We start from the raw sequence: 26555 nt of genomic DNA, 5'->3' as shown, positions 1-26555 counted from the left end.
TTTGCTTGTATTAATGTATAAATGTAAAATGTACCAATGTAAATGTGTTTTTATGAATACTTTTTACATTGATGCAAATGTACAGTTCTTATTTTAAAGTATCTACGTTATTTAAATCTTCAAATGCTTTCACCAATCTTGTAGAGAATGTTTCCTCACCTTTTCTTACCCAAACTCTTGGGTCATAGAATTTCTTGTTAGGCTTTTCTTCTCCTTCAGGGTTTCCGATCTGAGCTCTTAGATAGTCAATATTGTTCACCATATAATCTCTCACTCCTTCTGTATAGGCAAACTGAAGGTCAGTGTCAATATTCATTTTGATTACTCCATAGTCTATAGCTTCTCTGATCTCTTCTAGAGTAGATCCTGAACCTCCGTGGAATACAAAGTTGATAGGTTTGGCAGCTGTTCCGAATTTCTCCTGAACATACTTCTGAGAATTGTCAAGGATTTTTGGAGTAAGCACTACGTTTCCTGGCTTGTACACACCATGTACATTACCAAAAGCCGCAGCGATTGTAAAGTTATCAGAAACCGCTTTTAATTTTTCATAGGTATAAGCGATATCTTCAGGCTGAGTATATAGTTTAGAGTTATCAACGTCTGAATTGTCAACACCATCTTCTTCACCACCCGTTACCCCGATTTCTACTTCAAGAGTCATCTGAAGCTTAGCCATTCTTTCGAAATACTTCGCTGAAATCTCAAGGTTTTCTTCTAAAGATTCTTCAGAAAGATCCAGCATGTGAGAAGAGTAAAGAGATTTTCCTGTCTGCTTGTAGAAATCTTCGTTAGCATCCATTAATCCGTCGATCCAGGGAAGCAATTTCTTAGCACAGTGGTCAGTATGTAAAATTACCGTTGCGCCGTAAGCTTCAGCAAGCGTATGAATATGTTTTGCTCCAGCGATAGAACCTAAAACGGCAGCTCTTTGTCCGTCATTGTTTAATCCCTTTCCTGCGTTGAATGCAGCTCCACCATTTGAAAACTGAATAATTACAGGAGCGTTCAGTTTTGCTGCAGTTTCCATCACAGCATTGACGTTGCTTGATCCAATTACGTTTACTGCAGGTAATGCAAATTTGTTTTCTTTAGCATACTGAAAGATATCAGTAACTAACTGACCTGTGGCAACTCCTGCCGGAAAAATTCTGCTCATGTTTTACTTTTTGTTATAAATTTATTAGGTGTTTTTAATTTCGTGTAAAGGTAATCATTTTTAAGAAATTACTAATTTCTTTTATCTCTGCCCCAAAGAAGCTTCTGACGGATGGTTTCGTAGAAACTAAGGCTGTTGGGCTGTACCAGAAGAAGCTGGAATTTTGCTTTTTTGATAATGATTTCCTTATCGGTTTCTATGTGGATCAGTCGGGAGTCCAGAGAAAGAGAGTATTGAGGTACACGGCTTTCCACCCGGAATTTTATTTCTACTTTATCATTCACTACCAAAGGTCTCACATTCAGATTGTGAGGAGCAATAGGCGTAATTACAAAGTTTTCGTTGTTTGGCGAAATGATCGGTCCGCCGCAGCTCAGAGAGTAAGCGGTAGATCCGGTGGGCGTTGAAATGATAACACCGTCACCCCAGAAAACATTCAAAAATTCATCATTAATGTAAGAGTCTACCGTGATCATGGATGTTGTTTCTTTTCTGGAAACGGTAACGTCATTCAAAGCGTATGGGAAAGCACCTTCCAATTTTGGAGAGACAACTTCAATTACTGAACGGCGGCTGGTTTTTACTTCTCCTTTTAAGATAGAATCCAGTTCTTTGAAGGCTTCTTCTTTGGTAAAGAATGCTAAAAACCCAAGTCTCCCGGTATTCACTCCTACCACAGGAATTTCAAGATCTTCAATAAAGGTTAAAGAATTTACAATGGTTCCGTCTCCGCCGAAAGTGAAGAAAAGATCCACTTCTTTGTCCAGAAGGTCCTGTTTGGAATTGAATGTTTCAAATATTTTTGAAAACTGAAGTGCTTCAGCCATTTCATCGTACAGAACAGATTTTACACCTCTTGCTTCAAGTTCAGAGATAAACTTGCTTAAATATAAAAAAGTATCAAGATCTTTTTTCTGAGAATATATGGCTGCCTTCATGTTATATTTCTATGAATTTTTGTAAAAAACCATAACGGTCTTTAAACAGATCGGATTTCTCATCAGAATAGTATTTTTCAACGATTCTGTAGTCATACCGGTCAAATGTAGAGTCTATCGAAGCCAGGTTTTCATTGCTGATCTTTATGGTGACCTGAACTACCTCTTCAGACATAAAGCTTATAAACCCCCCGTAAAATTTCGAGTTATTGCTTTCTACGATATTGGTAATTTCCGTCATAGAGTATTTTCTGGCCGGAGTTTCTACAGTAAGAATAGCTCCTGTTTCCGAAAATAAAGGATAACGGGAAAGGTCCTGAAAAACATCTTCACAGGTAATATACCCCAAGTATTTTTCATTTTTATTAATCACCGGAATCACATTGGAACTGAAAGTATAAAACAGACGGATACTGTCCATAATATTATTGTCTTCCAGAATGGCAAAACGCTCAATCTGATGTTCAAGATCCTTCAGGGTTCCGCCATCTTCTTCGTACAGAAAATCCATCGCCAGAGCTCCGTAGAAGTGATGGGATTTTTTGATGAAAACGTGGGAATATCCAAAGTCTTCCAACATATTTCTTGCCGACTCTATAGAGTCAGAGAGGCTAAAACACGGAAAGTCTTTTGAGATATAGTCCTTGATAAACATTGTGCTAATTTATAAAAAATTAAATGAAACTTTTTCTGAAAACCCTATTTTTTTTAATGGAGATCAAAAAAAGTGCCGTCAAAATTTGTTTGTAAAGAAAAATAAAGTACCTTTGTCGCCTTTCATTTTTACTTTTTATTAGATTTATTTCAAACTGCACTGTCTACTAAGGACATATGCAGTTTTTTTATTTTAGAGCTTTTGCGAATTCCCACATCACAATTCCGGCACATACGCTCACATTAAGAGAATGCTTGGTTCCCAGCTGCGGAATTTCCAAAAATACATCAATATTGGGGAGCACTTCATCACTGATTCCTTCCACTTCGTTTCCTAAGATCAAAGCGTATTTTTTTGACCTGTCAATTGTAAAATCTGTGATTAGCTGGCTGCCGGTAGTCTGCTCAATTCCGACGATTTCATATCCTTTGCTTTTTAAATCAGAAATGGCCGTATTGGTATCTGCTTCATGAGACCAGTCTACACTTTCCGTTGCTCCCAATGCCGCTTTATGAATTTCACGGTGGGGTGGCTGAGGGGTAATTCCGCAGAGAATTATTTTCTCTATTAGAAATGCATCTGCCGTTCTGAAAGCTGCACCCACATTGTGCATACTTCTGATATTATCTAAAATGATGACCAACGGAATTTTTTCAACCTTCTTAAATGTTTCTACATCTATTCTGTTAAGTTCTTCCAGTTTTAGTTTCTGTACCAATTGTATTATTTTGTTGAGATTAATTTTCCGTCTTTATAGACCTCTGTCTTTTCTATGCTTCCGTCTTCACGGTAGTGAACTCTGCTTCCGTTTCTTTTGTCGTTGGCAAACTCAGTCTCTCGCTGCAGTTTTCCTGAGGGATAAAATACTTTCCATTTTCCGGTAGCCAGGCCATTATCGTACTGGCCGATATCTTTTATTGATTTTCCATCTTCGTGGAAGGTTTTGCTTTCACCCTGTAATTTATTGAATTTATAATTGGAAATTTCAGTTATTTTACCGGCCGGAGAATAAAAAGTCGCCGTAAGACTATTGTCATAAATATTCTTTTCCCCGTTTCTGAAGGTCTCTTTAGAAGTAAGTACTCCATTCTTATCGAAATAGGACCATTCTTTTACTTTATATCCTTTCTTATATTCTCCTTTTGACTGCACTTTTCCGTTGTCATGATAGAAAATAGCATCTCCGTCCAGTTTCCCCTTTTTCCATTCTACCATATTTTTTACCTGGCCGTTGTCATAGAACTCTTTGCAGGAACCTTCCTGTAAACCGTCTTTATATCCACAAGGTTTCTGGGCCATAACCAGCACGGAAGTGGAAAAAAATAATAGAAATAGGTACTTCATAGCTAATTTTATTTCAAAAATAGTAAAATACTTATATTTGACTCAAAAATATACTATGAAAAAATTACTTACATTATTCATACTGATATGGGGATTTATATATCTGAATGCACAGAATACGTATTATCCGCAAGCTTTCTTTGATAAAAAACTGGCGAGAGAAATGCTCGGATTCGGGAATTCCACCATTGAAGGAGTGGCTTCCACTAAACAAAAAAACAATTGGGGAATTAAACCTTTGCTTGGAGAAAAACATTATGCCCCTAAAGGAACCGTTGTTATGCTGTTTCCTGTTACTCCTTACTTTCAGGAGTTTTATGATATGAGAAGGAAATATGAAAATAAGAAAACAACGGTATACATGTCTGAAGAGGCTTTTAAATACAGAGTAGAAGCTTTAACAGATGATCATGGCAGGTTTAAATTTGAAAAGCTGAAACCAGGGAAGTACTACCTTGAGACCATTGTCAATTTTACAGCTACGGCAAGCTACCAACAGCAGACCGGAACTTCAGATGCGTACAACGGATATGGAGCTTATCTGTATTCAACACCCATATACAGCACATTTTTCTACGGATACTCTGCGGCCAACAGGGAAAGCAAATTTGTAGAAATAAAACAGGATGGCGAACTTAAAGAAATCAAGCTTTAACAGCTTGATTTTTTATTTTCTGATCATTATCTGGTGAACGTTCTTCTCAATATTCTGAGCCAATGTTTCCATGGGAATATCATTTTCATCATTATTGAACGGATCTTCAATTTCCTCTGCAATAAGTTCAAGACTCATCAGTACATAATAAACAAAAACCGTAAGCGGAATCATAAAAAGGCCTATCGTAATGACATAGGCAATAGGAAGCGCGAAGACATACAGAATGATAAACTTCTTGATAAAGGAAGAATAGGAATAGGGAATAGGAGTGTTTTTAATTCTTTCGCAGCCACCGCATACATCCAGAAACCCGGAAAGCTGCGTGTCTAAATACAGCATTTCAACCTCTGAAACTTTTCCTTCTTTTTTTAATTGATTCAGTTTATGGCTCAGCAGGATAATCATTTCGCTGGGACCATGATTTTTCAATGAACTTTCAATTTCAGAATAATCCTCATCCAAAGCCAGTCTGGTAGATTCCTTAGAAAGGTGTTTGGCCAGAAAGTGAGGAAAAAATTTTAAATACCTGGCAATCTGCTCAATATCCTGACGGTTGTCACCAAGAATCGTATTGATTTTTATGGCAAAATTTCGGGTGTCATTGACCAGTTTTCCCCACAGCTTTCGTCCTTCCCACCATCTGTCATAAGCGGTATTGGTTCTGAAAACCAGCAATAAGGACAGCACAAAACCCAACAGAGAGTGAATCATCCCTACATTACTGACTCCCGACTTGGTGGTAAGGTGCAGATATTCCACTTCCAGATACTGAATTCCCCACGAGTACAGCCCCACAAGAATCATACTCGGAAAAAGAATTTTTAAGGTATCGCTCTTATGTAAACTGAAAAGAATTTTAATGAAATGTTTGGTGTTGTAGACTCTCATAAACTCACTTATTCCTACAAATATAAATTTTTCATCTGATCTCTGCTAATAAAGTAAGGAAGTCCGGAGCAGTAAGCGGAAAGTTATTGAAGCCAAAGAAGAGGTGGGAAGATCACTTAACCCGTGGCATCGCTCCCGGCCTTTTAATCTTAATTTTCTCAGGTTTCAGAAAAACACTATTTTTATTTCGCATTAAATACAAAGTACATGATCCTCAAAAACGTAGATATTGTAAATGATATCAGTAAAGAAGATTTTCAGAACAATTATTTTAAAAAGCAAAAACCCCTTTTAATTAAGAATTTTGCCAGCAGATGGGATGCCTTTGAGAAATGGAATCTTGCTTACATCCGTGAAAAAGCGGGAGATCAGGATGTTCCGTTGTATGACAATAAACCGGCAGATGCCAAGAAAAGCTCTGATGCACCGGTTACTCACATGAAAATGAAAGAGTATATTGATACCATTAAAAGCAGGCCGTCTGATCTGCGGATCTTTTTCTATATCATTACAGACAGGCTTCCGGAGCTGCTGAAAAACTTTACTTATCCAGATCTGGGTATAAAATTCTTTAAAAGGCTGCCAACCTTATTCTTTGGAGGCAGTGAAGCCCATGTTTTAATGCATTATGATGTGGATCTGGGAGATTTTATGCATATCCATTTCGAAGGAAAGAAAAGAATTCTGTTGTTTGATCAGAAGCAATCTCCGTTTTTGTATAAAGTGCCTTTATCTGTTCACACCGTTTACGAGATAGATTATGAAAATCCTGATTACGAAAAGTTTCCGGCGCTGAAATATGCTAAAGGCTATGAAATTTTTATGGAACATGGTGATGCGCTCTTTATTCCGGGGGCTTTCTGGCATTTTAACAGGTATCTGGAGCCGGGCTTTTCTCTTTCATTGAGAGCGCTACCCAATAAACCTAATGTTTTTGCCAACATGCTGTATCACGTTTTCATTATGAGATACACAGATAAACTGATGCGTAAACTTTTCAAAGCAAAATGGATCAATTATAAGCAGAAATGGGCATACAAGAAAAGTACCGAGGCTTTGGAAAAGCACCTTTCAGAAAAATAAATGGTATACTTTTGACAATTGAACGCATTGAAAGCAAGGCTCAGGGTTATATGCTGATAATGGTTCGCAAAGGCGTTTCACTCAAAGAGGAAAGTACTTTAATTGCTAAATGAAATGCCTTTGCGAACAAAAAAATAATAAAAATCAGTTCTCTTTGCTTCTTCGCGTTAAATTGGGACTAATTTATTTATTGATAAGCCCGAAGATCGTTGCATCTACAAATTTTCCTTTTTCAAAAAAATAATCTTTTAATGTTCCTTCTTTGCTGAAATTTAGAGAAGATAACAGTCTTTCGGAAGAAATATTGGAAGGATCTATGAAAGCATCCACACGGTGAAGCCTCATTGCTTCAAATCCATAGGTAAGAATAGGAAGAATGGCTTCTTTCATATAAGACTGCTGCCAGAATTTGGGATTGAGTTCGTAGCCGATTTCTGCCCTGAAATGCTCCCGGTACCAGTTATGATAACCACAGGTACCAATAACTTTCCCGCTGGATTTCAGTTCCAGAGCCCATCTGAAGCCTTTTCCTTTCTCGAATTCATTGTTGAAATGATGGATAATACGCCGGGAATCTTCTTCTGTTTTGAAAGTATCCAGGTCATAGTATTCCATCACTTCATCCAGGGAAAAATACTCGAAAAGGTCGTGGGTATCATTAAAAGTAAGCTGACGTAAAATAAGTCGTTCAGTCTCTAAAACGGGAAATTCCATGAATAATGTGATTTGATGGGTGAAAAATACGATTAATTACTGATAAAGAAAAACATAGAACATTAACCCTCAAACAATTCTCTTCTCCTGAATTTATTTTTCTAAATTTGGGGCTCATTTTTTACTATGGCAAAAACGAAGAAGGAAACCCCGCTAATGACTCAGTACAACACCATCAAGGGTAAATATCCTGATGCGCTTTTACTTTTCAGAGTAGGGGATTTTTATGAAACTTTTGGGCAGGATGCCGTGAAAACATCCCAAATCTTAGGAATTGTCCTTACCAAAAGAAATAATGGAGAAGGCAGTGTAGAGCTTGCAGGATTTCCGCACCATTCAATAGACTCCTATCTTCCAAAACTGGTAAGAGCAGGAATGAGGGTTGCAATCTGTGATCAGCTGGAGGATCCTAAAATGGTGAAAGGAATTGTAAAACGGGGTGTGACTGAATTGGTTACTCCGGGTGTTACCTTTAATGATCAGGTTTTAAATTCGAAAAAGAACAACTTCCTTCTTTCACTGCACAAAGAAAAAGAGAAATACGGGATCGCTTTGGTAGATATCTCTACGGGAGAGTTTCTGGTAAGTGAAGGTAATCTTGAAAAGCTCCTGCACATTGTGAATACTTTTGACCCCAGCGAGATTATTTTCCAGAGAAGCACACAGATTCCGGAGCAGATCAAGAATAAAAATGCCTTTAAGCTTGAAGACTGGGCATTTCAATATAATTTTGCCTACGAAAAGTTAACAAATCATTTTAAAACCAATTCATTAAAAGGTTTTGGAGTTGAAAGTCTTTCGCTGGCCATTACAGCAGCGGGAGCTATTTTTGCGTATCTGGTAGAAGACACCCATCATAACCTGCTTGCCCATATTACAAAACTGCAGATCATTCCGCAGGAAGATTATCTGATGATGGATAATTTTACCCTGAGAAATCTGGAAATTGTGTACCCGAGCAATCCGCAGGGAAAGTCACTGCTGGATATTATTGATAAAACGTCTACTCCTATGGGAGGAAGACTTTTGAGAAGAAGAATTATTCTTCCTTTAAAATCAGTAGATGAAATCATGAGAAGACTTTCTCTGATTGACTTCTTAAACGAAAATGATGCTCTTAAATACGAAATCTGCCAGCTTCTGAAATCTATTTCTGATCTGGACAGATTAATGGGAAAACTAGCCGCTGAAAAAATCTCACCTAAAGAACTGGGGTATCTTCGGCAGAGTTTGATTAATATTCACAAGATCAAATTATTACTGCGTCCTCATGCAGGTGTGATGGCTTGGTTAGAGCCCTTATTTGATCTGGAAGAGCTGATTCAATTTTTGCAGAATCATCTTAATGAAGAACTCCCGGTAAGTATTGCGAAAGGAAATATCATTAAGGAAGGGATCTCTGAAGAGCTTGACAGGTTGAGAAACCTCCAGAGCAAAGGACGAGGTTTTCTGGATGAAATGTGTCAGAGAGAAATTGAGCGAACAGGAATTACCAGCCTTAAAATTGATTTTAACAACGTATTCGGATATTATATTGAAGTTCGAAATACCCATAAAGACAAAGTTCCTGATGACTGGGTAAGAAAGCAGACCTTAGTGAATGCCGAAAGGTACATTACCGAAGAGCTGAAGGAATATGAAAACCAGATTCTTGGAGCCGAGGAAAAAATTGGCGTTCTGGAAACGTCACTGTACAGAAATGTATGCACAGAAACCATGGTTTATATTGATCAGATTCAGGGAAATTCTCATATTATCGCTCAGCTTGATGTAGCTTCCGGATTGTCTGAGCTGGCTGTTTCTGAAAGCTATACAAAACCTGTTTTGAATAACGGCTACGCTATTGATCTAAAAGAAGCCAGACATCCGATTATTGAAAATGCCCTTCCGTTAGGCGAAAAATATATCCCGAATGATATCTTTCTGGATAAAGATTCTCAGCAGATTATCATGGTAACAGGACCCAACATGGCCGGTAAATCAGCAATTTTGCGTCAGACCGCTATTGTGTGCCTTTTGGCTCAGATCGGAAGTTTTGTACCTGCCAAACATGCTGAAATCGGATTGCTGGATAAGATCTTTACAAGGGTAGGAGCTACCGATAATATTTCTGCAGGAGAATCTACGTTCATGGTAGAAATGAACGAGGCAGCAAACATTCTGAACAATATTTCAGAGCGAAGCCTGATTTTACTGGACGAAATAGGCCGTGGAACCTCCACTTATGACGGAGTTTCCATTGCATGGGCTATTGCAGAGTATCTTCATCAGCACCCTTCACAGGCAAAGACGCTATTTGCAACCCATTATCATGAGCTGAATGAAATGACTGTGAACTTTGAAAGGGTAAAAAACTTCCATGTTTCTATTCAGGAAAACAAAGGAAATATTATTTTCCTCAGAAAACTGGTGCCCGGAGGAAGTGAGCACAGCTTTGGTATCCATGTGGCAAAACTGGCAGGTATGCCTGCTAAAGTGGTTAACAGGGCAAACGAGATTCTTAAAACTCTTGAATCCAGCAGAACACAGAGTGGAGGAAGTACTTCTGAGAATATCAAAAGAGTGACTGAGGAAAATATGCAGCTTTCATTCTTTCAGCTGGATGATCCTGTGCTGGAGAATATCCGTGAAGAGCTCACGAAAATAGATATTAATACTTTAACACCCATAGAAGCTTTAATGAAGCTGAATGCGATAAAAAAAATGATTGGAGGGTAGTCCAATCATTTTTTTTTGTCATAAAGGAGGACTAACAGCAATAGCCGTCCTTACCTCTTGGGCCTATGATGAGGAAATGGCTTACTCCTCTCAGTTTGCATAAACCCTCTGCACACGCTGCCCCACCGTTAATTTCTTTTAGCTCATTCTTGGTGAGTTTTCTTTTCTTAATGTCCGAATTTTGCATATTCCGTTATTTAAAAGTTATAACTCGGTTAGCAGCAAAATCCATCCTGCATTCCCGGAACTCCATACTGTTCTTCTCCGGTATTAGGATCTGTACAGCTTATTACTCTTGGGCAGATCGGTCTGTTAGCACCTCCGCTGATCTCTTTAAGTTCAGCTTTGTTCAGTTTTCTTTTCTGATTTTTTAAATTTTTCATAATAATTTTAATTTGGTAAAAGCTAATTTACAAGTTATTTTATTACGTACAAAATATTGTGATTCAAATTGTTAACTTTTTTTTTGCTTGGGAATTTTTATTGCATAAAAAAAGATTGAGGGGAAACCTCAATCCATTATTATCTAACAAAGCTTTTCTGCTGTTAACAGCAGAATCCGTTTCTTCCTACCGGCCCGATGACAAACTCACCGTCGCCTCTGTCACAAAGTCCTTCCGGACATACAACAGGACCGTTGCCTCCGTTAATTTCTTTCAGTTCGCTTTTCGTTAATTTTCTTTTTTGGATCGTTGATTTTTTCATGATCAATTAATTTAATTTGGTTATTGTTTTAGTTTGATTAACAGCAGAATCCGTCTTTCCCTACAAGACCAGGAACCATTTCTCCTGAATCAGGAAGCGTACAGAATCCGCGAAGGCATCTCGGAGGAAGAGCTCCGCCGTTAATTTCTTTTAATTCACTGTTGGAAAGTTTTCTCTTGGGAGTGGTTGAATTTTTCATGGTATTTTTAGTTTTGATTCAATTCAAATATATAAAAATGATTTGTATAATTCTACTGGTTGTGAAAAAATTAACACATCTGCCAAAAAAAGAGCCTTAGCGGCTCTCTTGGATTATAAATGATTGTATTCGTAGGTAGTAAGTTCACTGTTTGTAATGCCGCTTCCTGTTTTATTATAATAGGTTCTTACATTTTTCGTTGGGTAACCACTGTCATTGTATTCGTAAGTAGACTTAAATATTCCCCATTCGGCACCTCCCGTTCCGTTATTATAATTAAGGAAATTATTATAACTTAAGATATTGTGCGTAGAACCGTTTTCGTCTTCTGTATCAATAATTTTTAAAAATCCGGTAATGTTTTTAAAAGGGGTATTCTTTGTATCGTATACAATAGGCTGAAGAGAGCCGGTGGCACTATGAAATCCTCCTGTATTGTTAGGTACGGATGCTGTTTCGGTCCAGCTGCTCAGAGAGCCGTCTGCGTTTAATGTCGCTGTTTTAGTGCCGGTTCTTACGGCTGAAGATCCCGTGAAGTTGGCAGTATAGGTAATTTTTACGCTGTTGCTTGAAAGATAGGCATAATTGGATTCTACTGTAGAACTACCACCGGAAACAAGATTGGTCTCCGTGTAAACTTTTTTGCTCAATCTGCTGTTTCCGTCATAGTTATAGGTTGTTTTATAGCTGATGCCTGCCCCGGTTGTTACCTGTTGAGTAATCAGATCTCCTGAATAGCCGAAGAGCGTAACCTCTCCAGTACTGATATTCTTAATCTGAGCAATTTTTGATCCGCTGTAAGTAAACGTTGAAGTGTCTCCGTCTGAAACCATTTTCGTCACCAGGACAGGACCGCTGGAATTGTTATTTTCATTATTGCTGGGTGATGCTGTATCATCACTGCTGGAGCAGGATGCCAGAAAGAAAACTGGCAGAAGTAAAAAAGATTTTTTCATGGTTTAATTTAAGGCAGTAAAAATATCAAAAAAATGAATTGATGATAAAATAAATTGTTCATTTGTAAATAATTTAGACAGTAGAAAAGTTTTATTTTGTATATTGTTGAATTGTAGCTTATTATATATTTTTGGTATGAAAAATTCAATGCACATATTTTTTATATTCCTGTTTTGTACGGTTTTTAAGGCCCAGCAATCTGATGTTTCTGTCATCAAATATGAGGATCTTGAGAAGCGGATTCAGCAGGAAAAGGATAAACTGCTTGTTATCAATTTCTGGTCTACAACATGTGCCCCATGTGTCAAAGAGCTTCCGCATTTTATGGAGGTGAATGCTGAATATTCGGACAATCAGAAGTATAAGATGATTTTAATCTCGTTAGACAGGCTGGCAGATAAAGAAAGAGTTTTGAAATTCATTAAAAACAAAAATCTTACGGCTGAGGTCATTTTGCTGGATGATATCAAAAGAATGAATACCTGGATTCCAAGGTTTGATCAAGACTGGGATGGTAATATTCCCGTAACGCTGTTCTATAAAAACGGCACAAAATTTTATTTTAATGATGGTGAAATGAGTAAAGAAGACTTAAAAAAAACAATTAAAGAAAATCTACAATAAATAACTGATTATGAAAAACCTGAAAATTTTAATGACAGCATTCGTTGTTGCGCTGGGCTTATTGAGTTTTACAACAACAGATCATGATAAAGGCATCAACCCGAAAGAAAATACTGCTGCGAAAGGTTATGAAGTAGGAGATGAAGCTGCCGATTTCAAGCTTAAAAACATTGACGGTAAAATGGTTTCCCTGAGTGATTTCAAAAGTGCAAAAGGATTTATTGTGGTATTTACCTGCAACCATTGTCCCTATGCAAAGAAATACGAAGACAGGATTATAGAGCTGGATAAGAAATACAAATCCAAGGGATATCCGGTAATTGCTATCAACCCGAATGATCCTGATGTACAGCCGGAAGATGGTTATCAGCAGATGATCGAAAGAGCGAAGCAGAAAGGATTTACTTTTCCGTACCTGGTAGACGAGGGACAGAAAATATATCCTCTGTACGGGGCAACAAAAACGCCTCATGTTTTTGTACTGAAAAAAGAAAGTGGAAAGAACATTGTAAAATATATTGGTGCCATCGACAATAATTATGATAACCCGAACGACGTGTCAGAACATTATGCTCAGGATGCTGTAAATGCCCTGATAAAAGAAGAGCCGGTAAAAATGACAAAAACCGTAGCCATCGGATGTACAATCAAAATAAAGAAATAATATATTTGCTGTATAAAAATAAAATCGGTGTTCTCAGAGCACCGATTTTTTATACCTAAACTCAAATTTGAAATGAAATTCCAGTTCAGCCTGAAGTACCTTCTTCTGACCCTTTTTATTTTTCTTGTGGAAGTATTAATCGCCACCAAACTCAGTCATATTTTCTTTGTGAGAGCGTATCTCGGAGATGTCATTGTAGTGATGCTTCTGTATACTTTTGTGAAAAGCTTTATAAAAGTAAATAATGAGAAACTGATTCTGGGAATTCTTATTTTTTCATTTCTGATAGAGTTTGCCCAGTATTTCAATATCGCAGAAAAGCTAGGCTTCCAGAAAGGAAGCCTTATGTATATTGTTATTGGAAATTCTTTTTCATGGATTGATAACCTTTGTTATGCGGTAGGCTGTCTGCTGCTTTATATTTTCGTAAAGATGACAAACAATGATGGGCTAACCTCGACTCCTAATGCCTAATCCCTGCAACCTCACACCTATCTTCCAAAACTGTCATATTTATCTTCAGCGTATTTGGTAAAACGGTTCAGTAAAGCCACGTTTTCTTTTTCCAGAGGCGAAAGATCATGATCTACATTGCTGGAAACCGGGATATACCAGTCTGTCTGCTCAAAGAAGTTTCTGTAGGTTTCTTTTTTAAACAAATATCCGTGTCTTGCAAATACAGAGTTTTTGATGATTTCAAGATCCAGCTTTCTTAAATTTTTAAGATCCTTTTCCGTCAGTTTTTGTTTGGATGCATTCAGTTTGAATATCGCTTCTGAAGCGATGCGGTTTTTAGAGGTTTTATAGCTTTCTGTTTTTCCGGTTTCTTCATCTGTATATTTTTCAGTAAACTCTTTAGGGTTAGACCAGTCCACCAGATCAGAGTCTTTATCCAGCATAAAATTAGGGTTATAAACAAACTCTTTTTTAGTCAATTTAAGTGTTTTTGAAGGAGCTTTAACGCTTGTTTTATCAAAAGCATTCCATTTTCCGGTTAAGCTGTCACCTTTCAGTTTAACTTCAAATCTTCCGTCTGTTTTATCATTGCCGGGTTCATCCAGAACAAAAGACGCTGCCGCTTCATTGAAAATCCCTCTGAACGGACGCTGATTGCCGTTCACAATACTTTGCCCGTAGACGCTGTCTTTGGTGATTCTGTTGATCTTTAAAGAAATTCTTTTATAGTTGTTCACGTCATATTCAGAGCCGTCTGTCTGGTCGACCACTTTTTCCATGCCGGCAAATTCACCGGTATAAATCCCGTAGTATTCCTGATGAACCTCAGGTACCGCAACGGAGTCTTTTTTTGCAACCAGAGAATCTTTTCTGGATTCATTGATCTTTCCGTCTTTTTTGCAGCTTAACACAGAAACTGCGATCAAAGAAATCAAGGTGTAATTTACAATTTTCATAGATGTTTTTTTGTGATTAAATATTCAATAATAAGGATGTTGGGAATCCAGCCCAGCCATGCAATGATCTGATACACCTCCATAGGGTTGGGATGAAATAAATATACAATAATTACTTTCCACATTCTCAGGGTAATGGCAGATAAAGTGAAAGCAAAGCTCCGCCACATCCACTGCTTGTGTTCTTTAAACCTTCTCTGTCTTGCCAGCTGATACGCTTTCCACGTTGAAAACCACCATAAAAAGCCTAAAATAACAAAAGAAATCTTTGATAAGATACCTCCGTTGGCAAATACTCCCATATAAATTCCGGAAGGGGCAGCACAGATCAGAATGAGAAAAATATATACTTTTCCCATATTCCGATGGAAATTGTTGAGCCCGAAATCCTTTCTGACTAAAGAAAGAAACCCTGAAAGGAGTACAAAAATGCTTGTATAAACATGAGTATAAAAAAACGGAAGATATTCCGGTCTTTCTGACACTTCCGTCTGTTTGATCATCAGGAAACTAACCTCAGGATTAAAAGGTATATATTCTAAAGTGATCTTCAGCATCAGCCAAAAGAAATATCCAAATCCTAAAATCAAAAGGATTTTAAAGAAAAAGGCAGTATTTCTTTTGGCAGAGAGCATCGGCTGTTAATCAAGTTTTATCGTAAGAGGAAAAGTATAATAGCTACGGGCAATACGACCCTTGGATTCTGCTGGTTTCCATTTGGCTTTCAGAGATTTTATAGCTCTTTCTATTTCTTTATTGAAGTCGGCATTATCACCGGTTACTGTGATGTCTTCTATTTTACCTTTAATATTAACTATAAACTTTGCTCTCGCTGTTATTGTTCCTTCTATTCCTCCCATATTTATTTTTTTCGTCCTTATTCTGTCAGCAATATCTTTTCGAAGTGCCATCCATCCTCCAGGATATTCTGCAGATTTTGAGTCTTTCGACAAAACATGCTCTTCAGACTGATCTTTAGCCGGTATAATTTCAGTTTCCTTTACCTGAGAAGGTGTGAGCCCAAATCCAAGACATAGAATGAATGCTGCTATTTTTTTCATGTTTTAGTTTTTATTAAAAGTAGTGTTTTTTTACAGGGTATTGAGGTCCTGTGCAATCAGCCATCCTTCACTCCAGCATGCCTGGAAATTGAAACCTCCCGTTACGGCATCTATATTGAGAACTTCTCCGGCAATATAGAAATTAGGAAGTAATTTTGAAGTCATGTTTTTAAAGTTAATTTCCTTTAAATCAACGCCTCCGGCTGTTACAAATTCGTCTTTAAAAGTAGATTTTCCCGATACCTGAAACTTTTTTTGACAAAGATTTTCCAGAATTTTCTGTATTTCTTTTCCTGAAATATTCGCAACCTGTTTGTTGAGGTCGACTTTTGAAATGTCTAAGATCTTCTGCCAGAATCTGTTCGTAATATCAAATATTTTGGACTGTCCGATGGTCTTTTTAGGGTGGGCTTGTTTAAAGGTATTAAAAATGTCTTCTGCTTCGTCTTTTTCTATGGAAATGAAATTAACCTCAATTTCAAAATTGTATTTAAGCTTTGCGAGACTTATCGCTTCCCATGCCGAAATTTTCAGCACCGCCGGCCCGGAAAGTCCCCAGTGTGTAATCAGCAATGGTCCGCTTTCTTCAGTCTTGAGCTTTGGTATTGAAATCCCGGCATTTTCAAAGCTTGTTCCCGGAAGGTCTTTCAGCAGCTCATCTTTAATATTGAATGTGAAAAGAGAAGGGACAAGATCTACAATCTTATGGCCCAGATTTTCGATAATTTTCAGCGATTTTGGAGAGCTTCCCGTAGTATATACCACATAATCTGCCTCAAAATCTCCGGAATTGGTTTTTATGATATACTTTTCACCCTGTTTTTCAATCTCTTTTACTGTACATTTTGTTTGTACAGCAACATTTTTCTTTTGAGTTTCATTCAGAAAAGTATTGATGATGGTCTGGGAAGAGTTGCTTTCAGGGAAAGCTCGGTTATCATTTTCAATTTTGAGCGGAACATTACGTTGCTCAAACCATTCCATTGTATCACCAGGCTGAAACTTGCTGAAAACACTTAAAAGTTCTTTGTTTCCACGGGGATAAAACTGAACCAGTTCTCTTGGATCAAAGCATGCGTGGGTTACATTACAACGTCCGCCGCCGGAAATTTTAACTTTCTGAAGGACATCAGAATTCTGTTCTAAAATCGTAATTGTATATTTCTTTTCGTCAAGATTGGATGCACAGAAAAAGCCTGCAGCACCGCCTCCGATAATAATGATCTGTTTCATGTATATGTAATCCTATGCGGAAGATTATTTTTTCAAAAGTACAATTTTTATAAACCATCTTATTTGAGTATTTTTGAAGATTATTATTTTATAATACCCAAAAACGATTTTCAAAATGATTTTCTACCATAAATTTGAAGTGCGATGGAGCGATCTTGATGCCAACAAACACTTAGCCAATTCATCATATGTACAATATTGTGCACAAGCCAGAATGGCTTTCATGACAAAAGAGAAAATGGGGGTTACCCAGCTGAGCAGATGGGGAATAGGCCCGGTAATCCTGCATGAAAGATATTCTTTCTTCAAAGAAATTTATGCAGATCAGGTTGTAATTGTAAGTGTAGAGATAGACGGATGTGCAGAAGACTCTTCCATTTACCGGTTTGTACACAAATTCTATACTCCGGACGGAATGCACTGTGCCACTGCTGAAGCAACAGGGGTATGGATTGACATGATGCTGAGAAAAATGACCACTCCACCAGACGATGTAGTGGAAGCCATGAATAAGTATAAAAGCCCGGAGACGGTTGTATTATCGAAAGAAGATTTTAAGAAGTTTCCTTTCCACCCACACAATATTGACCCGGCAGAGATTACTATATAAATGATGAATGATAGCTGGTCAATGATGGAATTCTATATTCCTGATCAATTATCATTTGTTAAAGATCACTTATAAACAGAAATTTATGTTTGAAGATAAATCACAGGAGCTGACACCCATCTCAAAATTAGGAGAATTCGGACTTATTAAACATCTGACAGAATATTTTCCGCTGTCCAATGAATCTTCGGAGCTTGGAGTAGGAGATGATGCAGCGGTTATAAACCCAGATAATAAAAAAGTAGTGCTTACAACAGATGTACTGGCGGAAGGAGTACATTTTAATTTAGGGTATGTTCCTTTAAAGCATTTAGGATATAAAGCAGTGGTGGTAAACCTAAGCGATATTGCCGCAATGAATGCTACACCTACACAGATTCTGGTTTCCCTAGCAGTATCCAACCGTTTTCCGGTGGAAGCTTTGGAAGAGATCTATTCCGGAATTCAGGCAGCGTGTGCCAGATACAAAGTCGATTTAATAGGAGGAGATACTACAAGCTCTAACTCAGGACTTGTAATGAGTATTACAGCGGTAGGGATTGAAAATGAAGAAAACATTGTAAAAAGGAGCGGAACAAAACCCAATGACCTTCTTGTGGTAACAGGAGACTTGGGGGGAGCATACATGGGATTACAGATTCTTGAAAGAGAGCATGCCGTTTATCTTGCCAATCCTGATATGCAGCCTGAAATGGAAGGCTATGATTATATTCTGGAAAGGCAGCTGAAGCCCGAAGCAAGAACAGACGTAAAGAAGATTCTGGAAGAACTGGACATCAAACCAACTTCTATGATTGATATTTCAGACGGTCTCGCGTCCGAAATCCTTCACCTTTCAGATCAGTCAAAAGTTGGATTCAGATTATATGAAGAGAAAATTCCGTTGGATAATCTTACCATATCTACGGCAGATGAAATGAACCTGAATCCTGTAATGACCGCTTTAAGCGGTGGTGAAGACTATGAATTGCTGTTCACCATTTCACCAGCTGATTTTGATAAGATTAAGAATCATCCGGACTTTACTATCATAGGACATGCAGTAGAAAAAGAAGAAGGAAACTTTATGGTAGCAAGAGGATCAAACCAGCTGGTAGCGCTTACCGCTCAGGGTTGGGATGCTTTTTTAAGCCAATAAATCAAAAATTATATTTAATTTTAAATATTGTAAGAAAACCGCAGCACTTTTTTTGCTGTGGTTTTTGTTTATAGCTAAATAATGTATTGATGATTACACCAGAAAAAGAAATCCCGGTTCACCATCTCACTTCTGAAGAATTTCAGATGAGTACTCTGAGTGATGCTGGCCCTGAGAACTTTCATGATGTTCACAGGCATAATTTTTTTGAAATTATCTGGTTTAGAGAAGTGAATAAAAACAGCCGATTAGAATTGGATTTTGAAAGCTATAAACTTGAGAATAACCAAATCTGTATCATTGCGCCGGGACAGGCATTCAATATGAAATTAGAAGGAGAGAAGGGATATGCCATGGCAATAAGCCGGGAAATTTTCAATGAAGCCTGTAATATAGAATCCGTACTTACAGGAGGAGAACTTCCCTTTTTTTTAAATTCCCAAAATGAAAAAACCTGCAGTACCATTATCACATTGATGGAGCAGGAATATAAAACAAAAGCAAGAACAGAGCTCTTAAAGGCTTATCTGAAAGCGTTTTGTATCATTATTGGAGAACAGATTATGCCTCAGGGACCTTTATTGAATGACCGCCAGCGTATTCAGGAATTGATCGGGCTTATTGAAAAGCATTATATAGAGCATAAAGAAACAGGTTTCTATGCAGATCAATTGAAGATAAGCAGTCATCATCTTAATGATATTGTACGTCTTTTGAGAGGAACAACCGTAAAAAAAATGATTGCCCAGAGAATTATTCTGGAAGCAAAAAGAGAGCTTAGTTTTGGCGCCTTAACCGTAAAAGAAATCGCTTTTAAATTAGGTTTTAGCGATGCATCTTATTTTTCACGATTTTTTAAAAAACATACCCGGCAAAACCCTGATGGATTCAGACCTGGAAAAGGTTAATCCTCAGATTGTTCCTTTTATTTTCAATTTAAATAAATTATTTGAGCGCAATCAGATAAGGAAATCCTCAGTTTGTGCTATCCTTCCTTCAGTTCTTTTCTTGAAAAACCATACTTTTTACAGCAATTTTGCAGCTGGAAAAAACGCCTGCGAAGGCTTATTGTTATTTATGAAGAAGAATTTGAACATAGTAGTGTTTATTCTCGCACTGCTCAACACGTTAGAGTCGCTAAGTATAGACCTTTATCTTCCCGCTTTCCCAAGTATGGCGAAGATTTTTAATACTGATATCGGGCATATCCAGGTATCTATTTCTGTATTTTTTGCAGGATTTGCTTTCGGGCAGCTTTTGTGGGGGCCTTTATCTGATAAAAAAGGAAGAAAACCTATGTTATACTGCGGACTTTTGCTTTTTATCATAGGAGCAACCGCCATTTATTTTACCTCCGATATTTATGTATTATGGGCTATGCGTTTTCTGCAGGCATTTGGAGGAAGTGCCGGAATTGTTATCGGAAGGGCAATCATTATTGATCTTTATGATAAGCATAAAGCAGTCACTATCTTTTCACAACAGTCACAGATCAGCGGTATTGCTCCAATCGTGGCTCCGTTACTGGGAAGTGTATTTCTTAAATTCTGGGGCTGGAACAGTTCTTTTGCCTTTTTATGTATCATGGGACTGATCACTTTTTTCATGGTGTACAAATATGTACCGGAAACCAATACCCGAATCCATCTTTCCGATGATGAAATGCCGGATGAAAAAGGATTAAAAGATCAGCTGAAAATGATTATTTCCAACAAAGATTTTATCAATAGTACGATGGTTGGAAGTATTGCTTTTGCCTCCTTGATTATTTACATCTCGAATGCTCCGTTTTTATTCATGGAGATCCATGGATTTTCAAGCAGTACCTTCAGTTTTATATTTGCGTTTAACTCACTGGCTTTGATAACAGCGGCTTATATTACGCCTAAACTGATCAAAAGAATAAGCAATTCAACGCTTTTATTTGCTGCTACCATTGTTTTGTTGGTCGTATGTACACTTCATATTCTGATTGCAGCAGAAAATCTTTCTGTAGCGCTGGAAATTGCAATGCTCTATCTTTCATTACTGGCTATTGGTATATTGTTTCCCATTACGTCAGCCCATGCTTTATCTCCGTTTAAGGAAGGAAGAGGAACTGCAGCTGCCTTATTAGGCTTTATGCAGCTGATGGTAACCTTTTTAATATCGGCATTAATAGGTTTTCTGGAAGCAGACTCTATTATTCCAATGGTGGTAACACGTTCTGGAATGGCTTTAATAGCGGTATGGTTCGGGTACCGTATTTTTAAAACGCACAAAGTAGCACCTTCAATAGTAGCCCGATCCGGAAACTAATCCTTTTATTTGATCCTGTTGTCACACAATCCGGACACTTAATCAAGTAATTTTTGTAAAAAATAGTCAAAGGGTTCTCTTTGCATCAAATTTAAAATATGAAAAGAACCCTTTCGACAGCTTTATGCTGTATTTTGCCATTAGGATATTGGGTGAATGCACAGTCCGGACTCTCTGCTGAGCTTAAAACCGAATATATTCCTGCTTCCAATTACATCCGGCCTGAAGACAGCACAAAGACCAATTCTAAAAGTGATTTTAAAAGAGTAGATCTGAATCTAAGTATTCCGCTATCCGTAAAAAAAGATATCGACGGAAAAGTAAGATCATGGTCTGTGCTTTTGAGCGGATCTTATGCAAAAATGAGACACAAAAATTACGAAACCCAGCTATTTCCCGATCAGATGCTGAATGCACAGGCCGGAATACAGCATATGAGACCTTTAGGCAAAAAGTGGAGTATGATGATGACAGCATCCGTAGGGGTGTATACTGACCTTGAAAAAGTAGATTTTGATGATGTACTGGGGCAGGGAGGAGTTTTGTTTATCAGACATTTTAATCCTAACCTTTCATTGGGAGCCGGCCCCGTATTGACAACCGCTTTTGGCGCGCCGATGATTTTACCCTGGATTTATTTTGACTGGAAAACAAACGGAAAAATTAAATTTAAAATCAATTTTCCGGAAGGAATGGAGGCAGGATATCTTTTCTCAGATCAATTTAGTTTAAAAGCTGTTGTAGACCTCAACGGAATGACAGTAGAGAGAAATATAAACGGTAAATCTATGCTTCTGGGCTATCAGCAGATCACTGCGGGACTCAGGCCGGAGCTGAAAATCAGCGAAAAGCTCACTTTACGCCTCACAGGAGGAACGGCAATTCTGAGAAGCTTCAGTGAAAATGACCGGAAAATCAGCAGTATTTTCAAGGACAAAAAAATAGCAGACCCAAGATTTGCCAGTACATTTTATGCAGCAGTATCCCTGCGCTGGAATCTTCCATAAAAAACGCCTGCAGCTGGAGATATAATGTCTTCCGCTGCAGGCTTCTTTCTTCCGCTATTTACTGATTAGTTTTTTATAGACCACCTGGTTTAGCAGTTCTTCCTTTCGGCTGCGTGATACGGGAAGCTCCGTTTTATTAATGAAAAGACGTCCTCCGGAAATCATATCAATATGGGTAATATTGATGAGGTAAGATTTATGAATCCTGAAAAAATGGTCTGAAGGAAGAGATTCTTCAATAGCCTTCATGGTCTGATGAATAACCAGTGATTTGTCTTTGAAATGAAGTTTGGTGTAATTCTGCATGCTTTCGATGTAAAGAATATCTACCCAGGAAACCTTGATAAAAGTATCAGACTGCCTCACATACAGAAAAGGATCATCCAGAAGCGTATTTTTTTTCAGTTTTTCACTGATGATAAACTGCTGCTGTGCTTTATTGACCGCCTGATAAAAACGATTAAAAGCAATAGGCTTTAAAAGATAGTCCGCTACCTGCAGCCGGAATCCTTCCAGAGCATATTCAGAATAAGCCGTTGTAAGAATACATAAAGGAGGATTTTCCAGCTGCTCCAAAAATTCCAACCCTGTAAGATAAGGCATGTTGATATCCAAAAAAAGGAGATCAATTTCATTCTCTTTCACTATGGTATCTGCCTCCAAAGCTGTGGCACAGGTACCTTCAACGGATAGAAAATCAATCTGATCCGCGAGTTCTTTAAGGTGGAATCTTGCCAGAGGCTCGTCATCTATAATCAGGCACTTCATTTTAGGGATATTACTACTCATTATGATCAGATAATTTTAATATTAGGGTTACTTTAAACACATTATTGTTCGTTTCAATCTTTAGATCATGAGAATCCGGATATTGAAGCTTTAATCGTTTCTGTACATTGTGAAGGCCAATTCCGCCTGTGCGGTCTTTCTTTTTATGAATTGCGATATCAGAATAGGAATTTTCAACGCAGAAATAAAGCGTATTGTTTTCTTCTTTACAAATAATTTCAACATATCCTTCATGTCCCGGAAGCCTGCAGACATATTTAAAAGCATTCTCAATAAAAGCAACCAAAAGAAGGGGAGCTATGAAAAGTTTTTTATGAGTTATTTCCCAGCTTTCCTTTACATCCAGTTCGTTACCCCATCTTAGTTTTTCAACTTCTACAAGATTTTGTATATGTTCGATATCTTTATTCAGGAAAACCAGGTTTTCATTACAATGGTAAAGCTGATAGCGCAAAATGTCTGAAAATTTAAGCAGGAGATAATCAGCGAGTTGGGTGTCCTTTTTCATGAGAATATGAATGTGGTTCAGAATATTGAATACTACATGGGGATTAATCTGGTCCTGCAAAAGTTTGAGCTGGTTTTCCAGATGAGCCTGCTGAAGAAGAATATGATCACGCTCTATTCTTCCGTGCTCATTATAAAATTTTACCCCGCACGCCGCTCCGTTAATCAGAAAGGAGGCTGGCAGGGACATATAAAAGCCCTTCCACAAAAAAGGCAGCTGATCTCTGAAGTTTTCCGGAAGCTGATCCTTCGGTTCAACCTCAAGATACGTGAATATAATGGAAAAAACCAGGCTAAGCATGAAAATAACCATTATCAACTGTATCAGAAACCGTTTCATTTTCTTTTCCCGAAGTGCTTTCGGCAGAAGTTTATTGGTTAAAAAATGAGTAAATGTAAACGAGAATGCTGCAATAATCGCAGCCTGGGTCATCGCAAGATAAGTTTCTGTTGTACTCTGGAAATTAAACCACAATACAATAGCCAATACAAGCCAGAAAATAAAAGTAAATAGATATTCTTTTAAAACAAAAGATTTTGTCATGGATCCGGAAATAGGTTGATAAAAAAATTAGAAACTGCAGGGAAAACAGTTTCTAAAAGGTAAAGATAATTTAAGTTTTTTAGAATAGGAAATAGCCTATTCCCAGGGAAAAACTGTGGGGTTTTGACTTAAATTCTTTACTAATGCTTGTAAGACCCGTCTCATATCTCAGATCAAATGTGAAATTCTTATAATCCAATCCTACACCTCCCGTAATACCCATATTGGATTTGTCAAATTTTTTAAACCCCTGCTGAAGAGCCTCAGAAGTAGACACATTATTGTTGAATGCATAGCTGTACACTCCTCCGGCAAATATTCTTACATTAAAATCATCAGCCTTGATCAGTTTATATCCTACCACGACAGGAATATCAATAGCGTTCCAGGAAAGTGTTGAAGAGCTTCCGTCTTGGACCTGGTATTTTGCTTTTCTTTTGTTGAACAGGGCTTCTCCCTGCACATACAGTTTTCCGATGTCCAGCCTTGTCATTACCCCTGCCTGATAACCGAATCCGTACTTCCCTTCCAGAGAAGAAGATTCCATGGAGGTTTTTGTAAAGTTGGCCCCTCCCTTTACTCCAATGTGAAAAGCTGGTGTCTGCTGTGCTTTGGTTTCGATGGTGCAAAAAATGCATCCTAAAAATGCACTCAGAGCAAAAAATTGCTGCTTCATAAATTAATTGTTATTAAAAATCTGATGCAAAGCAACAATGATGAGGTGAGGAATGAAATTTTATTTGATGAACGGCAGCAATGCTTTGATAAGGATCTGTTTTCTGATGAAAATAAAAACCGGAAGCAGTACTGTTTCCGGTTTCTATGATTGCTAATAAGGTTGTTCTTCACAAATAGAAGGAGGAATACATCCGCCACCTCCAGGATTTCCACCGCCGCCTACGGCAATACATTGCCCCGGGCTGCCGTCTTCATACATTTCGCAAGCTTTTCCCCATGCGCATTGGCAGTCATTCTGGCAGTTATAAAAATCTCCGCCCATATGGCAGCTGTCTATACCGCTGCCCAGAATTACAGACAAGTCTTTTCTCAAAAGTTTTTTCATAGTTTTCATGATCGTTGGTTTTAAATGTTATTGTTTATATTATACATTCTTGTAAATATAACAAATTTGTCTTAAATAATTGTAAATGAATTGTATGCAGATTCGTTATTCGAAGAAGGCCGCTAAAAAAGCGGCCTTTATATGAGTGTTGGAAAGTTGTCTTAGAAACTGAAATCCTTTTGATACAGCGTATATTCTTTTTTGAAAAGAGGAAAGGTTCCTTCGTATCTTAAAGGAGCAATTCCAAAACCGTAAAACATATCTGCCTGGATTTTACCTTTTACAGAAAATATACCCTTTTTTTCAGGAATGAACGTGAGGTCTAAAGCTGAAAGGGCAGAAGCTCTTCCCCTTACTCCGGAATTGGCAAGAGGGACAGAAATAAACATCAGTCCTACAGCTCCTTTCGCTTCTAAACCGGTTTCGGCAGATAAGTTGCCTTGAAGACCGGTAATGGCAGGATCTGATTTCTTTTGAAGATGAATATTAATTTCCGGCGTTTTACTGACCAGGAAGTTTGCACTTCCTTCAAGGTCCAGAAGCTGTCCCTGCACCTTTCCTGTTGCCTGTACTCCAAGAAACGGGCCTGCAGAAATCGTAGGGCTTAAGATCAATCCGGTAGGTCCTAAAACGATCGGAACAATAGGGATGTTCAGATAATCTGTGGTGCTTGCTGTATAGCCGAGGCTGCCAACAATACTTGCTGTACTCTGAAGCTGTAGGTCATCCATGATAAAGTTGACATAAAAATCCGATAAGTGACCCCACGAAAACGTAATATGATAGTCTATTTTTGGTGTAAATCCACCTTTTACATTAACGCTTGATGTTCCCGCTGAAGATAAAGGGAAGGAAAAAGTTTTATCAAAATTAAAACGATTGAAAGCAACTACTTTTTGTTTTTGGAGATTCCTTGCTTCGATGGAAAGAATTTTATTATTGATTTCCTGGGAAACCATCCCTTCTACAGGAACATAATTCACCATTTTCCCATCAATAGTAACAGGTGCTTTGCCGGATGGATCGTATACCCCGCTTAGTGTTCCGCTATAAATAAACTCTTCAAGCTTTGCGCTGGATGTTTGTACGGTGAACTGGTTATTCACTTTAGAAACCGAGCTTACTTTTGAAAGGATTGTACTCACCTGATCGCCTTCTACTTTTGTGCCCACAATAACAGTTCCTGTGGAAATACTATCTGTCTGCGGAGTCATGCGGCTAAAGGTAATTTGCCCTTCGTTATAAGCAGAAATAGCATTGACCGATTCATCATTCAGAATAATAACATTTTTTTGTAAAGTCAGATTTCCCAAAGTCTTCATTTGAACAGACTGTGTGGGCTTTTCAGCAGGAGTATCCGCCGGATCATCCTGAGAACAAGACGTTAAGAGAAACAAACAGAAAATAGAAAAAAGAAAAGAAGAATAAAATTTTCTGTTGATTTTGAAATGATTAGATTTCATTTTCATAAGCTGTGATTTTAAGTTCCTCTCTAATTTAGAAGAATTATCTATGGCTTACAAAGGATTTATATTAAATTACTGTCAATAACATAATGATTTTCAGTAACATTATTCATACATAAAA

At 37.8% G+C, this 26555-nt stretch carries 32 protein-coding genes; 11 read left to right on the top strand and 21 right to left on the bottom strand.

Going from position 1 to position 26555, the window contains the following annotated elements:
- Positions 1-88: 88 nt before the first annotated feature.
- The 5 genes from fbaA to BLW74_RS14095 all read right to left on the bottom strand — a co-directional run bounded on the left by fbaA (position 89) and on the right by BLW74_RS14095 (position 4096).
- Positions 89-1159 carry a class II fructose-bisphosphate aldolase gene (fbaA, locus tag BLW74_RS14115; protein WP_089693207.1) on the bottom strand — a complete coding sequence of 357 codons (1071 nt, stop codon included), beginning with the start codon at positions 1157-1159 and terminating at the stop codon, positions 89-91.
- A 71-nt stretch (positions 1160-1230) separates the two neighbouring features.
- Positions 1231-2097, bottom strand: a complete 867-nt coding sequence (locus tag BLW74_RS14110; protein WP_089693205.1) for an NAD kinase — start codon at positions 2095-2097, stop codon at positions 1231-1233.
- Between the two features lies 1 nt (position 2098).
- On the bottom strand, positions 2099-2752 hold the full coding sequence (locus BLW74_RS14105) for a CBS domain-containing protein (protein WP_089693203.1): 654 nt from the start codon (positions 2750-2752) through the stop codon (positions 2099-2101).
- Between the two features lie 187 nt (positions 2753-2939).
- Positions 2940-3470, bottom strand: a complete 531-nt coding sequence (locus tag BLW74_RS14100) for an RNA methyltransferase (protein ID WP_089693201.1) — start codon at positions 3468-3470, stop codon at positions 2940-2942.
- Between the two features lie 5 nt (positions 3471-3475).
- Positions 3476-4096 carry a toxin-antitoxin system YwqK family antitoxin gene (locus BLW74_RS14095; protein ID WP_228424918.1) on the bottom strand — a complete coding sequence of 207 codons (621 nt, stop codon included), beginning with the start codon at positions 4094-4096 and terminating at the stop codon, positions 3476-3478.
- Between the two features lie 55 nt (positions 4097-4151).
- On the opposite strand from BLW74_RS14095, the gene BLW74_RS14090 reads away from it, so the two are divergent.
- Entirely contained in the window at positions 4152-4751 is a 600-nt protein-coding gene (locus tag BLW74_RS14090; RefSeq protein ID WP_228424916.1) for a hypothetical protein, read from the top strand.
- A 12-nt stretch (positions 4752-4763) separates the two neighbouring features.
- On the opposite strand, the gene BLW74_RS14085 is transcribed toward BLW74_RS14090, so the two are convergent.
- Positions 4764-5642, bottom strand: coding sequence for a bestrophin family protein (locus BLW74_RS14085; RefSeq protein ID WP_089693197.1), 879 nt, complete (start codon positions 5640-5642; stop codon positions 4764-4766).
- A 207-nt stretch (positions 5643-5849) separates the two neighbouring features.
- On the opposite strand from BLW74_RS14085, the gene BLW74_RS14080 reads away from it, so the two are divergent.
- On the top strand, positions 5850-6725 hold the full coding sequence (locus BLW74_RS14080; RefSeq protein WP_089693195.1) for a cupin-like domain-containing protein: 876 nt from the start codon (positions 5850-5852) through the stop codon (positions 6723-6725).
- A 183-nt stretch (positions 6726-6908) separates the two neighbouring features.
- Here the strand turns inward: BLW74_RS14080 and BLW74_RS14075 are convergent, their stop codons facing one another.
- Complete coding sequence (locus BLW74_RS14075) at positions 6909-7439, bottom strand: GNAT family N-acetyltransferase (RefSeq protein WP_089693193.1); 531 nt, start codon at positions 7437-7439, stop codon at positions 6909-6911.
- A gap of 126 nt (positions 7440-7565) precedes the next feature.
- On the opposite strand from BLW74_RS14075, the gene mutS reads away from it, so the two are divergent.
- Positions 7566-10157: a DNA mismatch repair protein MutS gene (gene mutS / locus BLW74_RS14070; protein ID WP_089693190.1), complete on the top strand. Its 2592-nt coding sequence runs from the start codon at positions 7566-7568 to the stop codon at positions 10155-10157.
- 31 nt (positions 10158-10188) lie between these two features.
- Here the strand turns inward: mutS and BLW74_RS22250 are convergent, their stop codons facing one another.
- The 5 genes from BLW74_RS22250 to BLW74_RS14065 form a co-directional block, all read right to left on the bottom strand.
- Positions 10189-10344 (bottom strand): bacteriocin, encoded by a 156-nt coding sequence (locus tag BLW74_RS22250; RefSeq protein WP_139265744.1) that lies wholly within the window; start codon positions 10342-10344, stop codon positions 10189-10191.
- A 28-nt stretch (positions 10345-10372) separates the two neighbouring features.
- Positions 10373-10540: a hypothetical protein gene (locus BLW74_RS22465; RefSeq protein WP_167358431.1), complete on the bottom strand. Its 168-nt coding sequence runs from the start codon at positions 10538-10540 to the stop codon at positions 10373-10375.
- Positions 10541-10703: 163 nt separating this feature from the next.
- On the bottom strand, positions 10704-10862 hold the full coding sequence (locus BLW74_RS22460) for a hypothetical protein (RefSeq protein ID WP_164723311.1): 159 nt from the start codon (positions 10860-10862) through the stop codon (positions 10704-10706).
- Between the two features lie 37 nt (positions 10863-10899).
- Positions 10900-11061, bottom strand: a complete 162-nt coding sequence (locus BLW74_RS22455) for a hypothetical protein (protein ID WP_167358430.1) — start codon at positions 11059-11061, stop codon at positions 10900-10902.
- Positions 11062-11174: 113 nt separating this feature from the next.
- Positions 11175-12017 carry a hypothetical protein gene (locus BLW74_RS14065; RefSeq protein ID WP_089693188.1) on the bottom strand — a complete coding sequence of 281 codons (843 nt, stop codon included), beginning with the start codon at positions 12015-12017 and terminating at the stop codon, positions 11175-11177.
- 148 nt (positions 12018-12165) lie between these two features.
- Between BLW74_RS14065 and BLW74_RS14060 the strand changes: the two genes are divergently transcribed.
- The 3 genes from BLW74_RS14060 (at position 12166) to BLW74_RS14050 (ending at position 13780) form a co-directional block, all read left to right on the top strand.
- Positions 12166-12642 carry a TlpA family protein disulfide reductase gene (locus tag BLW74_RS14060; RefSeq protein ID WP_228424914.1) on the top strand — a complete coding sequence of 159 codons (477 nt, stop codon included), beginning with the start codon at positions 12166-12168 and terminating at the stop codon, positions 12640-12642.
- A gap of 10 nt (positions 12643-12652) precedes the next feature.
- Positions 12653-13306, top strand: a complete 654-nt coding sequence (locus tag BLW74_RS14055; RefSeq protein ID WP_089693184.1) for a thioredoxin family protein — start codon at positions 12653-12655, stop codon at positions 13304-13306.
- Positions 13307-13378: 72 nt separating this feature from the next.
- Positions 13379-13780 (top strand): ribosomal maturation YjgA family protein, encoded by a 402-nt coding sequence (locus tag BLW74_RS14050; RefSeq protein ID WP_089693182.1) that lies wholly within the window; start codon positions 13379-13381, stop codon positions 13778-13780.
- 17 nt (positions 13781-13797) lie between these two features.
- Here the strand turns inward: BLW74_RS14050 and BLW74_RS14045 are convergent, their stop codons facing one another.
- The 4 genes from BLW74_RS14045 to BLW74_RS14030 are packed head-to-tail and all read right to left on the bottom strand — an operon-like array spanning position 13798 to position 17012.
- Positions 13798-14718 carry a YARHG domain-containing protein gene (locus BLW74_RS14045; protein ID WP_089693180.1) on the bottom strand — a complete coding sequence of 307 codons (921 nt, stop codon included), beginning with the start codon at positions 14716-14718 and terminating at the stop codon, positions 13798-13800.
- Positions 14715-15353 carry a DUF2306 domain-containing protein gene (locus tag BLW74_RS14040; protein ID WP_089693178.1) on the bottom strand — a complete coding sequence of 213 codons (639 nt, stop codon included), beginning with the start codon at positions 15351-15353 and terminating at the stop codon, positions 14715-14717. The genes BLW74_RS14045 and BLW74_RS14040 overlap by 4 nt, the downstream gene beginning before the upstream one ends.
- A gap of 6 nt (positions 15354-15359) precedes the next feature.
- On the bottom strand, positions 15360-15779 hold the full coding sequence (locus tag BLW74_RS14035; RefSeq protein WP_089693176.1) for an energy transducer TonB: 420 nt from the start codon (positions 15777-15779) through the stop codon (positions 15360-15362).
- A gap of 30 nt (positions 15780-15809) precedes the next feature.
- A complete protein-coding gene (locus BLW74_RS14030; RefSeq protein WP_089693174.1) occupies positions 15810-17012 on the bottom strand; it encodes a BaiN/RdsA family NAD(P)/FAD-dependent oxidoreductase in 1203 nt (400 codons plus the stop codon).
- 115 nt (positions 17013-17127) lie between these two features.
- Between BLW74_RS14030 and BLW74_RS14025 the strand changes: the two genes are divergently transcribed.
- The 5 genes from BLW74_RS14025 (at position 17128) to BLW74_RS14005 (ending at position 22065) form a co-directional block, all read left to right on the top strand.
- Complete coding sequence (locus tag BLW74_RS14025; RefSeq protein ID WP_089693172.1) at positions 17128-17622, top strand: acyl-CoA thioesterase; 495 nt, start codon at positions 17128-17130, stop codon at positions 17620-17622.
- Between the two features lie 85 nt (positions 17623-17707).
- Positions 17708-18760, top strand: a complete 1053-nt coding sequence (gene thiL, locus BLW74_RS14020; RefSeq protein ID WP_089693170.1) for a thiamine-phosphate kinase — start codon at positions 17708-17710, stop codon at positions 18758-18760.
- 89 nt (positions 18761-18849) lie between these two features.
- Positions 18850-19668: a helix-turn-helix domain-containing protein gene (locus BLW74_RS14015; protein ID WP_089693167.1), complete on the top strand. Its 819-nt coding sequence runs from the start codon at positions 18850-18852 to the stop codon at positions 19666-19668.
- 169 nt (positions 19669-19837) lie between these two features.
- Positions 19838-21058 (top strand): multidrug effflux MFS transporter, encoded by a 1221-nt coding sequence (locus tag BLW74_RS14010; protein WP_167358429.1) that lies wholly within the window; start codon positions 19838-19840, stop codon positions 21056-21058.
- A 98-nt stretch (positions 21059-21156) separates the two neighbouring features.
- Positions 21157-22065: a DUF6268 family outer membrane beta-barrel protein gene (locus BLW74_RS14005; protein ID WP_089693163.1), complete on the top strand. Its 909-nt coding sequence runs from the start codon at positions 21157-21159 to the stop codon at positions 22063-22065.
- Positions 22066-22119: 54 nt separating this feature from the next.
- Here BLW74_RS14005 and BLW74_RS14000 read toward each other — a convergent pair whose 3' ends face one another.
- The 5 genes from BLW74_RS14000 to BLW74_RS13980 form a co-directional block, all read right to left on the bottom strand.
- The gene (locus BLW74_RS14000) at positions 22120-22854 is read right to left on the bottom strand and encodes a LytR/AlgR family response regulator transcription factor (protein WP_089693161.1); all 735 of its coding nucleotides are present in this window, start codon (positions 22852-22854) and stop codon (positions 22120-22122) included.
- The gene (locus BLW74_RS13995) at positions 22847-23905 is read right to left on the bottom strand and encodes a sensor histidine kinase (protein WP_089693159.1); all 1059 of its coding nucleotides are present in this window, start codon (positions 23903-23905) and stop codon (positions 22847-22849) included. The genes BLW74_RS14000 and BLW74_RS13995 overlap by 8 nt, the downstream gene beginning before the upstream one ends.
- 79 nt (positions 23906-23984) lie before the next feature.
- Complete coding sequence (locus BLW74_RS13990; RefSeq protein ID WP_089693157.1) at positions 23985-24581, bottom strand: porin family protein; 597 nt, start codon at positions 24579-24581, stop codon at positions 23985-23987.
- A 153-nt stretch (positions 24582-24734) separates the two neighbouring features.
- A complete protein-coding gene (locus BLW74_RS13985; RefSeq protein WP_089693155.1) occupies positions 24735-24977 on the bottom strand; it encodes a hypothetical protein in 243 nt (80 codons plus the stop codon).
- 152 nt (positions 24978-25129) lie between these two features.
- On the bottom strand, positions 25130-26437 hold the full coding sequence (locus tag BLW74_RS13980; protein ID WP_089693153.1) for a hypothetical protein: 1308 nt from the start codon (positions 26435-26437) through the stop codon (positions 25130-25132).
- Positions 26438-26555 lie beyond the last annotated feature (118 nt).

This window comes from Chryseobacterium culicis (assembly GCF_900108365.1).
GTDB lineage: Bacteria > Bacteroidota > Bacteroidia > Flavobacteriales > Weeksellaceae > Chryseobacterium > Chryseobacterium culicis.
Note: the sequence above shows the minus strand (reverse complement) of the source record. Positions and strands in the feature narration are given on the sequence as shown.